Here is a 12,878-nt window from a genome sequence, read left to right as displayed (position 1 = left end):
GCCGCGACCGCCGCGTCAGGCCCTGCGCACCGGCTCGAGCGGGACGATGAGGTCTCGGTAGTCCGGATGCGACGCGAGGTACCGCTGCACATACGTGCACACCGGACGGACCCGCCAACCGCGCTTGCGCGCGAGGGCGAGGGAACCGCCGACCAGGACACCGGCGAGGCCGCGGTGGCCGAAATCTTCCACGATCACGGTGTGCATGAAATCGACGACCGGCCGAGCTCGTCCGGGGACGCCGGAGGGGCGGTCGGAATCGTAGTAACCGAGGATGCCGACGAGATCTCCGTTGAGCCGTAGTTCGAAACGGTTCTGGTCGGCGTTGTCGGACACATCGGCGCGTGGCGTGTTCATATCCATGAACGCCTCCCGTAATACCGTGATCGTACTGTGACCTACGCCACTATAGAGCACCTCGGTACCGCACAGAAGAAGTGACCACATTTCCTGTACCAGTGCCTTCGAACTGCCGCGCGAGGAGTGAGAGGGCACAGCTCGGTAGGGTGTGGGCCGTGAAACTACTGCCCCTGCCGTCCCGCGCCGAGACACCGGTTCGCGTTCTCACCATCGCCGGTACCGATTCGGGTGGAGGCGCCGGAATCCAGGCCGACTCGCGCACCATGGCCATGTGCGGAGTACATGCGTGCGTGGCCGTGGCCGCAGTGACCGTGCAGAACTCGGTGGGCGTGAGCGGTTTCCACGAGATTCCCCCTGAGATCGTTGCTGCGCAGGTGCGAACCGTCGTCGACGACATCGGAGTCTCCGCCGCGAAGACCGGGATGCTCGCCTCCACGGAAATCATCGAAGCCGTCGCCGAGGTGTGCATCGAAGTCGGTATCGGTGGCGACCGTCCCGTACCGCTCGTGGTGGATCCCGTGTGCGCCTCCATGCACGGCGATCCGCTGCTGCATGCCGACGCGATCGAAGCGGTCCGCTCGGTGCTGATCCCACAGGCAACGGTGGTGACCCCCAACCTCGACGAGGTGCGGCTCATCACCGGCATCGAGGTGATCGACGACGCGTCGGCGCGGCGTGCCGCCGAGGCCCTCCACGCACTCGGTGCGCAGTGGGCCATCGTCAAGGGCGGTCACCTGCGTACTTCGGAGCTCAGCACGGATCTGCTCTTCGACGGGGATCGGTTCCTCGAATTCACCAGTCCCCGTATCCCCACCGGCAACGATCACGGCGGCGGCGACACTCTCGCGGCCGCGATCGCGTCGGCCCTCGCACACGGCCGGCCGGTGCCCGAAGCGGTGGAATTCGCGAAGGAATGGGTCACCAAGTGCCTCGAGTGGGCGTACGACCTCGGCAGTGGGCACGGGCCGGTCAGCCCGCTGTGGCGCCTGCAGGAGAACTAGCGGGTTTCCGCTCGAACGGGCCGGCCGGTTTCACTCGGTGAACTCGGCCCGTGCCTGCGTGCGCGCTTCTCCGACGGGCACACCGTCCGGCCCCTCGAGCGACTGTGCGTACACGGCGGTGCCGTACCCGACCGCCGACGCCGCCGCGGCGAGCGCCTCGCGGTCGATGTTCTCGACGGTGTCCTCCGGGGAGTGATAGTTGGGGTCGAACGCCTCGCCGGGCGTGCCACCCCATTTACCGGCCTGCTCGGCGGTTTTGGTGTCGTCGGCACCGCTGAACACTCCCCCTGCGGGAATGCCGACGGCGACGAACGGACCGTAGTCGGATCGGCCGTCGAAGTCGGTACCGTCGACGTCGATTCCGCGGTCGGCGAAGTACCTGGCGAAGATCCGTTCGATTCCGGCGGAGCCTTCCGGTCCCGGTCCGGCACCCACCCGGTCGGAGTCGTCGCCGTCGAACACGAGATAACCGGGGTTGGGCGAACCGAGCATGTCGAAGTTGAGATACAGGGCGATGTCGTGGCGCTCCTCGTCGGAGAGCGACTCGATGTAGCGGCTCGAGCCGACGAGCCCGACTTCCTCGGCGCCCCAGAACGCGAACCGTACCGCGTTGCCGATGTTCGGTTCGTTGCCGAGTTGCAGCGCGGTTTCGAGCACGGCCGCGACACCGCTGCCGTTGTCGTTGATGCCGGGTCCTTCCGGCACGCTGTCGAGGTGGGCGCCGACCACGACCACATCGTCCGGCGAGCCGGTCGCCGTCTGCGCGACCACGTTTCGGGAACGCTGCCGGTCGGTGGCGGTCACGAGCGTCAAGGTGATCACGCCTGCCTCGGAGACAGTCTGCGCCTCGGTGCCGGCGAGCCCCCCGACCGGGATACGCGGTTGCTGGTCTTCGGCGAGCGCGGCGCCCGTGAGTGGCCCGTCCTGATTGTTGACCACCAGCAGCGCGGCGGCACCGAGGTCCGCGGCGACCCGCTCCTTGACGGAGAACGTGCACACGCCGCGGTCGACGATCACGACGGCACCGGCGGCATCGAGTCCGTCGTAATCGGTGGATTCACAACCGGGGGTCTCGTCGGTCGGTACCCGCACCACGGGCGCGGTCAGGCCCTCGGGCACCGTCGACGGCGAGAATCCCAGTGCCCGCACCTCGACCGGCGCGCCGTCCGCAGTGAGCGTCTCCGTTTCGACCCGGAACATCGTCGCGTCGAACTCGGGGGTCTGTACCTCGAATCCGGCGTCGCGCAACCGTTCTGCGACGTAGTCGACGCTCGCGTCGTATCCGGCGGTGCCGAGCGCGCGGTTTCCGTCGTGTTCTCCGGCGATGCGACCGAGTTCGGTCAGATGCCCCATCACGGCGTCGATCCGGACGGCGTCGGCGAGTGCGGTGGCCTCGACGGGTGGCGGTGGCGGATCGGTATCGAGGCCCGACTCACCGTCGCCCGCACACCCGCCGACCAGCAGCACGACCGCAGCGACCGACACTCCCGCACGACCGAGCACTCTGCGCGCCATCGCCCGAGAATACTCGACGGGGCTCAGGCGTCGCGCTTGTTCACCACCACCAGCGACACCGCGAACACGACCACGACGAACGCCGTGAAGTACAGCAGCGAACCCCACGGACCCCAGTGGAATTCGACGCCTTGCTCGAGGCCGAGGAAGTTGTTGACGTTGTAGAACGGCAGGAACGGCTGGATCTCCCGGCCCACCGACCCGAACAACGCGAACAGCGACTCGATCAGCAGCGGCCACAACAGCAGCAGCGCAATGGTGCCGGCCGACTGCCGGAGCAGCGTGCCCACTCCCACCGCGAGGATCACCGCGAGCAGCGCGTAGATCGGGATGCCGTACACCGACCGCCACGTGGTCTCCCCGCTCAGCACGAGTTCGCGTCCGGCCTCGGGGCCGGCGAGTGCCCGCGCGACGAACACGGCGGCCAGGCCGACGAGTCCGGTGAAGATCGCTCCCACGATCCCGATGAACAGGGACTTGACGATCAGCACCAGCGAGCGGTTCGGCATCGCCTGAAAGGTGGTGCGGACGATCCCGAATCGATATTCGCTGGTCACCGACAGCGCCGCGAGGATCATCAGCACCATCACACCGAATCCGGTGATACCACTGACCGCGACATCCACCGTCGGATAGAAGCGGGCCATCTCGTCGTCCATCGTCAGCGAGCTCCGTGAGACCGCCCCGATCGCGGCCGCGACCCCGAGTCCCAGGGCGAGAATCACCGCGAGACACCACCACGGCGACTGCACCGACGTCAGCTTGATCCGTTCCGCACGCAGCGTGTCCAGCGCCATCGCCGCCATCACAGTCCGCCCTTCATCACGTCGTCGAATCCGGTGCCGTGGAATTCCACGTCGCCACCGGTGAGTTTCATGAACGCGTCCTCGAGGGACGCGTTGCGGGCCGAGAGTTCGTGCAGCACGACCGACCGGGCCGCGGCGAGCTCACCGATTTCGGCGGCCCCGGCGCCGGACACGAGCAGAGCCCCGTCGTCGTCGCGCACCGTGTGCCCGCGTTCGGCGAGGGCGGCACGCAACGTGTCGAGTTGAGGACTGCGCACCACCACCACCGATTCGGCGGCGCGGTCGACGAACTCCTTCACCGTCGTGTCGGCGATGAGCCGCCCCCGGCCGATGACGACGAGATGGTCGGCGGTCTGCGCCATCTCCGAGAGCAGGTGGCTCGACACGAGCACCGTGCGTCCCTCCGCCGCGAGGGCCTGCATGAAGCGGCGGATCCACACGATGCCCTCGGGGTCGAGCCCGTTCACCGGTTCGTCGAAGAGCAGCACCTGGGGATCGCCGAGGAGCGCTGCCGCGAGACCGAGTCGCTGCGACATGCCCAGCGAGAACCCCCCGGCTCGCTTCCCGGCGACCTCGGTCAGCCCCACCTGCCGCAGCACCTCGTCGACGCGGGAGCCGGGCAGCCCGTTGGACGCGGCGAGCCACCGCAGGTGCGCGCGCGCCGACCGATTGGGATGCACCCACTTCGCGTCGAGCAGCGCACCGACGGTCTGCAGCGGCCGCGTCAGATCCTGGTATCGCCTGCCGTCGATGAGCGCAGTACCCGAGGTGGGACGATCCAGCCCGAGGATCATCCGCATCGTCGTGGACTTCCCTGCCCCGTTGGGGCCGAGGAACCCGGTCACGATGCCCGGGCGGACCGTGAACGTCACGTCGTCCACCGCGGTTGTCGAACCGAAGGTCTTGGTCAATCCGGTCACTTCGATCATGGTGACAGCCTGCCGGAAAACCCCTTCGCGTGCAGCACGCCGGTCCGGGGCGTTACGGCTCGAGCGGCGACGACGCCTGTGCCCAGAAGCGCTTCGGGATCCGTCCGGCGTGCCGCGCCCGGAATCCCGCCTCGACGGCGTGCCGCATCGCCGACGCCATCAGCGCCGGATCTTTCGCACGGGTCACGGCGGTGGCGAGCAACACGGCATCGCAGCCCAGTTCCATGGCGAGGGCGGCGTCGGAGGCGGTGCCGATGCCGGCGTCGAGAATCACCGGCACACCGGCCGATTCGACAATCATCTCGATGTGATGGGGGTTGGCGATACCGAGGCCGGTGCCGATCGGGGAGCCCAGCGGCATCACCGCGGCGCAGCCGACGTCCTCCAGACGCCGCGCGAGCACCGGATCGTCGGTGGTGTACGGCAGCACCACGAATCCGTCGTCGACGAGTTGCTCTGCTGCCGCGACCAATTCGATGGCGTCGGGCAACAGGGTGCGTTCGTCTGCGATGACTTCGAGCTTGACCCAATCGGTTTCGAGCGCTTCACGTCCGAGCTGCGCGGTGAGCACTGCTTCCTTCGCGCCGCGGCAGCCCGCCGTGTTGGGCAGCAGGCCGATGCCGAGGCGCCGCACCAGATCGAGCACACCGGTGCCCGACGTCGCGTCCACGCGCCGCATCGCGACGGTGGTCAGTTCGGTACCGGAGGCCACCAGCGCCTCCTCGAGCACTGCGAGGTTCGCGGCGCCGCCCGTACCGGTGATCAGACGCGAGGAGAAACTGCGGCCGGCGATGGTCAGCGGCGGCAGGTCGTGTCCCGGCTCACGATGCTCAGCCACCCTGGACCGCCGTGATGATCTCGATGCGGGCGCCCCGGCCGACCTTCTCGGACCAGCGGCCACGGGGGAAGACCGCGCCGTCGAGTGCGACGGCGATGCCCTTCTCCGGCAATCCCAGTTCTGCCAGCACTTCGGTCATGGTCGGCGCCTCGGCGAAGTACTTTTCTTCACCGTTGACGGTGACGCCCACCGATACCGGATTCGTCATCGCACACCTTCTTCCGTGAATCGTCGGGGATCGGCGTATTTCGCCTCGGGAAGCGATTCGTCGCCCAGTTCGGCGAGAACCGCGTCGACGGTGATCGGAGTGAGGAGCACCCCGTTGCGGCCGTGTCCGGTCGCCGCGATCACCCGCTCCGACACCCGGCCGATCAGCGGCAGGTTGTCGGGGGTCATCGGGCGCAGCCCCGCGCTCGCCTCGTGGAGTTCGTATTCGCCGATCGCCGGGAACAGCGCTTCGGCATCGGCGATCAGATCCCGCACTCCGGCAACCGTGACCTGCGTATCGACGGCTTCGTACTGCGTGGCACCGACGACGAGACCACCGTCGCGCGGCACCAGATACACCGGCCGGCCGTGCACACTGCCCCGCACGGTGCGCTGCGGTGACGGTGTCGCGCCGGGACGTGTCCGCAGTCGCAGGATTTCGCCCTTGACGGGACGGACGGGCAGTTCCGGCCACAGTTTCGCCGACGCCGACCCCGCAGCGAGCACGACCCGGTCGGCGGTCAGATCCGCGACATCGCGTACCGGGGCGTCGACGAACCGCACTCCGGTCTCGGCGGCAGCGCGGCGCAGTGCGTCGACGAGGGCCCGGTTGTCGACGGACAGTTCGGTGGGTGCGAGCAGACCGAGCCGGATGCGCGGGCCCAGTTCCGGCTCGAGTGCGCGCACCTCCGCACGCGACAGGATCCGCATCTCGTGGCCGTGCCCGGACACCCAGTCGGCGATGGTGCGCAGGTCCGCGGCGTCGGCGGTGTCGAGAGCGACGGTCAGCGACGGCCCGGAGGTGAACAGTTCGGTGTCCACCGTGCGCTGCAGACGCGCGCCGAAGTCGGGCCAGCGTTGCAGCGACGCGGCACCGAGATCGAGGACACGATCCTCTCCGGGCCAGCCCTCCGACAGCGGCGCGAGCATGCCACCGGCCACCCACGACGCTCCGGAACCGGGTGCCGGGTCGTGCACCGTCACCGTCCAGCCCGCACAGGCCGCGCGCCAGGCTACGGACAGCCCGATCACCCCGCCGCCGACCACGGATACTGTTGCCATTGATCCCACCTCACTCCCTGCGCCGGCATGATCCGGTTCAGGTCATAACGGTCGGGGCCGGCAGGCCCCCTCTCAGCCCCGCGTTCCTCGGGACTCCCGTGTTGTCACGTTCTCTTCAGAGGTTACCGTCTTGTCCGTGAGCACCTATCGCGGCAACCATCCCGATCCTCGCGGACGCCTTGCGACCGCCCGGCTGTACCTGTGCACCGACGCCCGCCGCGACACGGGCGACCTGGCACATTTCGCGGAGGAAGCGCTCGCCGGTGGCGTCGACATCATCCAGTTGCGCGACAAGGATTCGGCAGGGGAAAAGAAGTTCGGCCGCCTCGAGGCACGGGAGGAACTCGCGGCGCTCGAGGTCCTCGCCGATGCCTGCGCCCGGCACGGAGCGCTGCTCGCCGTCAACGATCGTGCCGATATCGCGTTCGCCGCGGGCGCGGACATCCTGCACCTCGGCCAGGGTGATCTTCCGGTCGCGCAGGCGCGGCGCATCCTCGGCGACGACATCGTCGTCGGCCGGTCGACCGCCAGCCGTGCGCAGGCTGCGCTCGCGGACATCGAGGAAGGCGTCGACTACTTCGCGTCCGGTCCGGTATGGGACACCCCGACGAAGCCGGGACGCAGCGCCGCGGGCCTCGACGTGATCCGCGAGGTCGCGCAGTCGCGCCCACAGCGGCCGTGGTTCGCGATCGGCGGTGTCGATCTCGAACGGCTTCCGGAGGTACTCGACGCCGGGGTCACCCGCATCGCGGTGGTGCGCGCGATCACGAAGGCCGCCGATCCGCGCGCGGCCGCGGCCGCATTGAAGGCCGCTCTGGGCGGCTGAGCGGCCGATGCGGATCGCGGGGCGCAGGCTTCGCCCCTGACGAGGACGAATCGTCATACCGGTCGAATCTTCCCGGTGGCGCCTCTAGGGTGGCAACCACAACTGGATGATCATGTTCTCCGATTTCGGTGCTCGTCGGCTGCCCCGAACTGCGGGAGCGCTGCTCGGTGCGCGACCGAACCCGGCGAATCGCCACGCAAGGTGGGCTCCCACTGCCCGCTGCCTGCGAATCGAAAGGCCCGTGATGGACCCGGATTTCCCGCTCTGGCTGCGCACCACCCACCTCCTGAACTTCCTGCTCATGGGCATCGTCCTGCGGAGCGGCTGGGAGATCATCTCCTCGCTTCCACGCTTCTGGTGGCGAAACGACTGCAAACCCGGCACCGAATGGATCAAGTTCACCCGCCGGAAAGTGCCGCAGGAGGAGGGCGTCTACACCTCGCTCATGGACGAGCGCAGCGCAAGTCCACTGCTCACACTTCCCGGTAACAAGAACATCGGACTGGGCCGGCACTGGCACGGGCTGGGCGTGACCCTGTGGCTGCTCAACGGCCTCGTCTACGTCGTCCTGCTGTTCGCTACCGGACTGTGGCGACGCATCGTCCCGACCTCCTGGGACGTCTTTCCCGACGCCTGGGAATCATTGACGATCTACCTCGGCTTCGGCGTCCCGTCGATCGAGCATTTCCAGCCCTACGATGCGCTGCAGATGCTCACCTACACCGGTGCGGTATTCATTCTCGCGCCGCTGCTCATCCTCACCGGCATCGCCATGGCCCCGGCGGTCCGCTCCCGGTTCCCCTGGTACGTCGAGCTGTGGGGCGGACACCAGGGCGCGCGTTCCCTGCACTTCATCGGCATGGTGCTGATGAGCGTGTTCATCCTCATGCATATCGGACTGGTATTCCTCGTTCACGCCGATTACAACCTGCCGCACATGGTCTTCGGTGTCACCGACACCGCCCGCTACGCGCAGGCCTTCACGATCGCGCTCGGGACGATTGTCGCCGCCATCGCGCTGTGGATCGGCCTGAGCTACCTCACGCTCGCCGACCGGGTCCGCGCACGGCGCGTCCTCGTCGCCCTCACCGAACCCGTCCGCATACTCACCCTCGGTTGGATGAAGCCGCGCATGGGCACCCAGCGCACCTACACCGACAGGGACATCTCCGAATACCACTGGACCAACGGGCTCGCACCGACCGCCGACGAATCCACCGAATGGCTCGCGCACAAGGCGACCGGCTTCCGCGACTGGCGCCTCGAAGTCGGCGGGACACCGGGCGGCGAGACTCTCCGGCTGAGCCTCGATGATCTGCGGGCACTACCCAAAACCGAATACATCGCAGTCCACTCCTGCATGCAGGGCTGGACGGCGACGTCCAAGTGGGGCGGAGTCCGGCTCGAGAACGTACTCGACCTCCTCGGCCCCCGCCCGGAGAACGCCCGCTACGTGATGGTCACATCCCACGGGCTCGCCCAGGAAATGTACGACCACCGGGAACGGGAACCCTTCTACGCGGTGCTGTCGATGGACATGGTCGAGGAGGACGACACGATCCTGGCCTACGAGCGCAACGACCGGCCTCTCGACATCCATCTCGGTGCGCCGCTACGGCTGCGGGTCGAGTCCAACCACGGTTACAAGATGGTCAAATGGATAAGGTCCATCGAGTGGATCGAGGATTACGCCGACTACGGCGACGGCAGGGGCGGCACCCGGGAGGACGCCGCCCTGCAGGCGTTCAACGGCCGCATCTAGAGGAGAACCGCGCAATGCAGAGCACCACCTACCGGGTTACCGGCATGACCTGCGATCGCTGCGCCCGCGTCATCAAGGACCACGTGGGCACGGTGCCCGGGGTTGGGGCGGTATCGGTGGAGATCGTCGCGGACGGCGAGTCCCGGCTGATCCTCAAACACAAGGAGGACGTCGAGCTCAGCCGCTCGGACGTGAAGGCTGCAGTGCGCCGCGCCGGTGACTACCGGCTGATCTGAACCTTCCCGGTTCCCTCGACGCCGCCGCACCGACCGGGTCGCAAACGGGTTGCCGACGTCGAGTCGCCTACAGCCATCCCAGCACCGTCGACGGCGACAGCGCGACCGTGTGCTGCGGCAGCCGCTCGCGCAGCCCGCGGTCGGCAGTGACCACCACGGTCACCGCCGGATCGACGGCGGTTGCGGTGCTCGACGCGAGTCGTGCGAGCTCGTCGTCGCCGCTGCCGTCGGCGGTGTGCACGGGAATGCGGGCGTCGTCGACGGCGGCATCGCGCGCGTGCCCTTCCAGCACGGCCTCGAGCCGCGCCACCCAGCCGAACACTCCGCCGGGCAGGTCCACGGTGCGGGGTAGCACCTTCGCGAGATCCGCCAGCAACACGCTGGTCGCGCCGGGACGGTCGCGCCACCAGCCGGTGGGGCCACTCGCCCCGAGCACGTTGGCGGTGTCCAGCAGCATCCGGACCGAACGGGTCCGCAGCGCCGGCCAGGCCTCGGCGAAACCGGCGTGCAGCGGCATCGTTTCGACATCGGCCTCGGCCACCCAGCGCAGTTCGGTGCTTTCCCCGTTCGGGGTCGTGCCGAGTGGCGTCCTCGTATCGGCGATCACTGTCGTGTAGGTCCAGCCGCCGGTGGCCCCCGACGTGACCCGCTCGGCGCGGACGGACACCGCCGCGATGTCGATTCCGGTTTCCTCGTGCGCCTCGCGCACCGCCGCGTCGACCGTGCTTTCGTGGCTGTCGCGGGCGCCGCCCGGAAGTGCCCAGGTGCCGCCCTGGTGGCTCCAGGCCGCACGGTGCTGCAGCAGCACGGCGGGTGTGCCGTCCGGAAGGGGCGCACGCAGGAGCAATCCGGCCGCACCGTGCACGCCCCACCGTCGATCACCGTCGGGCCCGAGCGCCCAGCCGTCCCCGTCACCACGCATCGCGTCCGCCTCTCCGTCCGTGGACGGCAACAATACCGCCGTACTGCTTATATGCTCCCGGAAGGAGTGTCGTGTGAAAGGGGTGCGGAAACTGTGCGCGTGACCCCTCCGATCGACCTGATCGGCAGCCGCAGCCAGACTACCGGCGATTCGGTCCGGCAGGGCGAGCCCACCGATGAATTGCGCCGCACACTGCAGTCCACCCCCGCCCGGATCATCGCGCTCGGCGTGTTGCTGTCGGTACTGCTCATCGTCTCGGTGGTGGTGTCCGCCGACATGGTGAGCACCCGCAAGGCCACCCACGACCGGTTGCTCTCCACCACCGAACCCCTCGCCAACGCGGCCCAGAATCTGTACAGCGTCCTGTCGGTGGCCGACGCTGCAGCGGTGACCGGTTTCATCTCGGGCGGCATCGAACCGGAGTCCGTCCGCGACCGCTACATTCAGGCGATCGGCGAAACCTCGGATCACCTGGTAGCCGCAGCCGCGGGCCTCGCCGCGGGCGACCGGCCCAGCACCCGGAACGTCACGGAGATCGCGCGGATGCTGCCCGTCTACACAGGTCTGATCGAGACGGCACGCACCAACAACCGCATCGGCAACCCGGTCGGCGCCGCATACCTGAGCGAAGCGTCGCACCTGATGCAGTCCTCGCTGCTGCCGGCGGCGCAGGAACTGCACACGGCCGGAGTGGAAAACGTCGAATCGACACAGCGCGCCGCGGTGGCACCACCCTGGCAGGCGATCGCCCTGCTGCTCGTGACGGTCGCCGCGCTGGCCGCCGGACACGTGGTCGTCAGCCGGAAGAGCCGGCGCACGTTCAACCCGGGACTGATCCTGGCCATCGCCGCGACCGGGCTGTCGCTGGGCTGGTTGCTCGTCGCCGGGTTGGTGTCGTCGAGCGCGACCCAGCGTGCCATCGAGCAAGGCGCCGAGCCGCTCGCGTCCCTCACCGAAAGCCGGATCCTCGCGCAGCAGTCCCGCACCGCCGAAACACTGCTCCTCGCACGCCGCGACGCGACCGGTGCGTACGACGGTGCGTTCGCCGAGACCATGACCCGCCTCGGCGAGCTGCTCGACCGGTACACCCGGGACGGCGTCGAGGTTGCCACCGAACCGGTCGCGCAGGCCGTAGCGGCACGAGAGGCGTGGATCAATGCGCATGCGCGAACCGTGGCGGCGCTCGACCGCGGCGACTACACCGCGGCGGCCGTCCTCGCGACAGGTCCCGGCCCGGACGAAGCCACCGCACAGTTCGCGGCGTTGGACCAGGCACTCGGTGAGGGCATCGACGAAACCCGGGCCGAACTGCGCGACAACGAGTTCCGGGCCTCACGTACGCTCTCGGGTCTCGAACCGATGCTGTGGACGCTGCTGGGTCTGTCGCTGGTGAGTCTCTGGGGCGGGCTCATCCCCCGACTGAGGGAGTATCGATGAGCGCGCGACGGCGGCTGCGGACCCTGCTCGTGGTGCTGTGTACCGCGGCGACCCTGGCCGCGGGCTGCACCGCAGAGGTACCCACCCGCGACACGGTGGACGAATCGTCGCCGATCACGCTGCCGCTACCCGAGGAAGCCGTCATCGCCCCGTCTCCCACGGCGACGGCCCCGGCTCAGGACTGCGACGACCCCACCGCGAGCCTGCGACCCGACGGCACCACCTCGGGGCCGGTCCTGGACGTGATCCGCGCACGGGGCCGCCTCCTCGTCGGACTGGACACCGGCAGCAACCTCATGAGTTTCCGCGACCCGGCGACCGGCCGCATCGCCGGTTTCGACGCCGACATCGCCCGGGAGATCGCGCGCGATCTGCTCGGCTCCCCCGATCTCGTCGAGTACCGCATCCTCAGTTCGGCCGAGCGCGAGCAGGCGCTGCAGAACTCCACCGTCGACATCGTCGCCAAGACCATGAGCATCACGTGCGCGCGCCGCGAACGCGTCGACTTCTCCGCCGTGTACTTCCGTGCCCACCAGCGGGTGCTCGTGGTCCGGGGATCCGACATCCGCGGTGTCGCCGACCTCGCCGGCCGGCGGGTGTGCATCGTGGACGGGACCACCTCGCTCGGACGCATGCGGAGGGTGCAGCCGTCGGCGTCGATCCTGACGGTTCCGTCGTGGGCCGACTGCCTGGTCGTGCTGCAGCAGCGCCAGGTCGACGCGGTCAGCACCGACGACACCATTCTCGCGGGTCTGGCCTCGCAGGATCCCTATCTCGAATTGGTCGGTGGTTCATTGGGTTCGGAGCCGTACGGCATCGGAATCACCCGCGGCAACGACGATCTGGTGCGGTTCGTCAACGGTACCCTGGAACGGATCCGGCGCGACGGTACGTGGACGGGACTGTACAACCGGTATCTGACCGTCCTGGGCCCCGCACCCTCCCCGCCGGCCCCGACGTACGTGGATTGAGGAAAA

General features: G+C 68.6%; 14 protein-coding genes and 1 riboswitch. Of the genes, 6 read left to right on the top strand and 8 right to left on the bottom strand.

Annotated features, from left to right (window positions below):
- Positions 1–15: 15 nt before the first annotated feature.
- Entirely contained in the window at positions 16–363 is a 348-nt protein-coding gene (locus Q8814_RS02575) for a GNAT family N-acetyltransferase (RefSeq protein WP_330150431.1), read from the bottom strand.
- A gap of 152 nt (positions 364–515) precedes the next feature.
- On the opposite strand from Q8814_RS02575, the gene thiD reads away from it, so the two are divergent.
- Positions 516–1,361 (top strand): bifunctional hydroxymethylpyrimidine kinase/phosphomethylpyrimidine kinase, encoded by an 846-nt coding sequence (thiD, locus tag Q8814_RS02570; RefSeq protein WP_330150429.1) that lies wholly within the window; start codon positions 516–518, stop codon positions 1,359–1,361.
- A gap of 30 nt (positions 1,362–1,391) precedes the next feature.
- Here the strand turns inward: thiD and Q8814_RS02565 are convergent, their stop codons facing one another.
- The 6 genes from Q8814_RS02565 to thiO all read right to left on the bottom strand — a co-directional run bounded on the left by Q8814_RS02565 (position 1,392) and on the right by thiO (position 6,718).
- Complete coding sequence (locus tag Q8814_RS02565) at positions 1,392–2,876, bottom strand: M20/M25/M40 family metallo-hydrolase (protein WP_330150428.1); 1,485 nt, start codon at positions 2,874–2,876, stop codon at positions 1,392–1,394.
- A gap of 23 nt (positions 2,877–2,899) precedes the next feature.
- A complete protein-coding gene (locus tag Q8814_RS02560; protein WP_330150452.1) occupies positions 2,900–3,667 on the bottom strand; it encodes an ABC transporter permease in 768 nt (255 codons plus the stop codon).
- A 14-nt stretch (positions 3,668–3,681) separates the two neighbouring features.
- A complete protein-coding gene (locus Q8814_RS02555; RefSeq protein WP_330150426.1) occupies positions 3,682–4,611 on the bottom strand; it encodes an ABC transporter ATP-binding protein in 930 nt (309 codons plus the stop codon).
- 52 nt (positions 4,612–4,663) lie between these two features.
- Positions 4,664–5,449: a thiazole synthase gene (gene thiG / locus Q8814_RS02550; protein ID WP_330150425.1), complete on the bottom strand. Its 786-nt coding sequence runs from the start codon at positions 5,447–5,449 to the stop codon at positions 4,664–4,666.
- Positions 5,442–5,657 carry a sulfur carrier protein ThiS gene (gene thiS, locus Q8814_RS02545; protein WP_330150424.1) on the bottom strand — a complete coding sequence of 72 codons (216 nt, stop codon included), beginning with the start codon at positions 5,655–5,657 and terminating at the stop codon, positions 5,442–5,444. Before thiS ends, thiG begins: the two co-directional genes overlap by 8 nt.
- Positions 5,654–6,718: a glycine oxidase ThiO gene (thiO, locus tag Q8814_RS02540; protein ID WP_330150422.1), complete on the bottom strand. Its 1,065-nt coding sequence runs from the start codon at positions 6,716–6,718 to the stop codon at positions 5,654–5,656. The genes thiS and thiO overlap by 4 nt, the downstream gene beginning before the upstream one ends.
- Positions 6,716–6,828, bottom strand: a riboswitch (TPP riboswitch). Its footprint overlaps the gene before it by 3 nt.
- Before the next feature lie 26 nt (positions 6,829–6,854).
- On the opposite strand from thiO, the gene thiE reads away from it, so the two are divergent.
- The 3 genes from thiE to Q8814_RS02525 all read left to right on the top strand — a co-directional run bounded on the left by thiE (position 6,855) and on the right by Q8814_RS02525 (position 9,542).
- A complete protein-coding gene (gene thiE, locus Q8814_RS02535) occupies positions 6,855–7,544 on the top strand; it encodes a thiamine phosphate synthase (protein WP_330150421.1) in 690 nt (229 codons plus the stop codon).
- Between the two features lie 244 nt (positions 7,545–7,788).
- A complete protein-coding gene (locus tag Q8814_RS02530) occupies positions 7,789–9,306 on the top strand; it encodes a molybdopterin-dependent oxidoreductase (protein ID WP_330150451.1) in 1,518 nt (505 codons plus the stop codon).
- A gap of 14 nt (positions 9,307–9,320) precedes the next feature.
- Positions 9,321–9,542 (top strand): heavy-metal-associated domain-containing protein, encoded by a 222-nt coding sequence (locus tag Q8814_RS02525; RefSeq protein WP_330150420.1) that lies wholly within the window; start codon positions 9,321–9,323, stop codon positions 9,540–9,542.
- A 67-nt stretch (positions 9,543–9,609) separates the two neighbouring features.
- Here Q8814_RS02525 and Q8814_RS02520 read toward each other — a convergent pair whose 3' ends face one another.
- Entirely contained in the window at positions 9,610–10,464 is an 855-nt protein-coding gene (locus tag Q8814_RS02520; protein WP_330150419.1) for an NUDIX hydrolase, read from the bottom strand.
- 99 nt (positions 10,465–10,563) lie between these two features.
- On the opposite strand from Q8814_RS02520, the gene Q8814_RS02515 reads away from it, so the two are divergent.
- Complete coding sequence (locus tag Q8814_RS02515; RefSeq protein ID WP_330150418.1) at positions 10,564–11,901, top strand: hypothetical protein; 1,338 nt, start codon at positions 10,564–10,566, stop codon at positions 11,899–11,901.
- Positions 11,898–12,872, top strand: coding sequence for a glutamate ABC transporter substrate-binding protein (locus tag Q8814_RS02510; protein WP_330150417.1), 975 nt, complete (start codon positions 11,898–11,900; stop codon positions 12,870–12,872). Before Q8814_RS02515 ends, Q8814_RS02510 begins: the two co-directional genes overlap by 4 nt.
- Positions 12,873–12,878 lie beyond the last annotated feature (6 nt).

Source organism: Rhodococcus chondri, from assembly GCF_036327435.1.
GTDB classification, from domain to species: Bacteria; Actinomycetota; Actinomycetes; order Mycobacteriales; family Mycobacteriaceae; genus Rhodococcus; species Rhodococcus chondri.
The sequence above is the reverse complement of the archived record's forward strand: the minus strand, read 5'-3'. Positions and strand labels throughout refer to the sequence as shown.

What these genes read in the sequence shown, in the direction of transcription:
- Q8814_RS02575 (WP_330150431.1), bottom strand. Translation starts at nt 363, where the DNA reads ATGGATATGAACACGCCACGCGCCGATGTGTCCGACAACGCCGACCAG.
- Q8814_RS02565 (WP_330150428.1), bottom strand. Translation starts at nt 2,876, where the DNA reads ATGGCGCGCAGAGTGCTCGGTCGTGCGGGAGTGTCGGTCGCTGCGGTC.
- Q8814_RS02555 (WP_330150426.1), bottom strand. Translation starts at nt 4,611, where the DNA reads ATGATCGAAGTGACCGGATTGACCAAGACCTTCGGTTCGACAACCGCG.
- thiS (WP_330150424.1), bottom strand. Translation starts at nt 5,657, where the DNA reads ATGACGAATCCGGTATCGGTGGGCGTCACCGTCAACGGTGAAGAAAAG.
- thiO (WP_330150422.1), bottom strand. Translation starts at nt 6,718, where the DNA reads ATGGCAACAGTATCCGTGGTCGGCGGCGGGGTGATCGGGCTGTCCGTA.
- Q8814_RS02530 (WP_330150451.1), top strand. Translation starts at nt 7,789, where the DNA reads ATGGACCCGGATTTCCCGCTCTGGCTGCGCACCACCCACCTCCTGAAC.
- Q8814_RS02525 (WP_330150420.1), top strand. Translation starts at nt 9,321, where the DNA reads ATGCAGAGCACCACCTACCGGGTTACCGGCATGACCTGCGATCGCTGC.
- Q8814_RS02520 (WP_330150419.1), bottom strand. Translation starts at nt 10,464, where the DNA reads ATGCGTGGTGACGGGGACGGCTGGGCGCTCGGGCCCGACGGTGATCGA.
- Q8814_RS02510 (WP_330150417.1), top strand. Translation starts at nt 11,898, where the DNA reads ATGAGCGCGCGACGGCGGCTGCGGACCCTGCTCGTGGTGCTGTGTACC.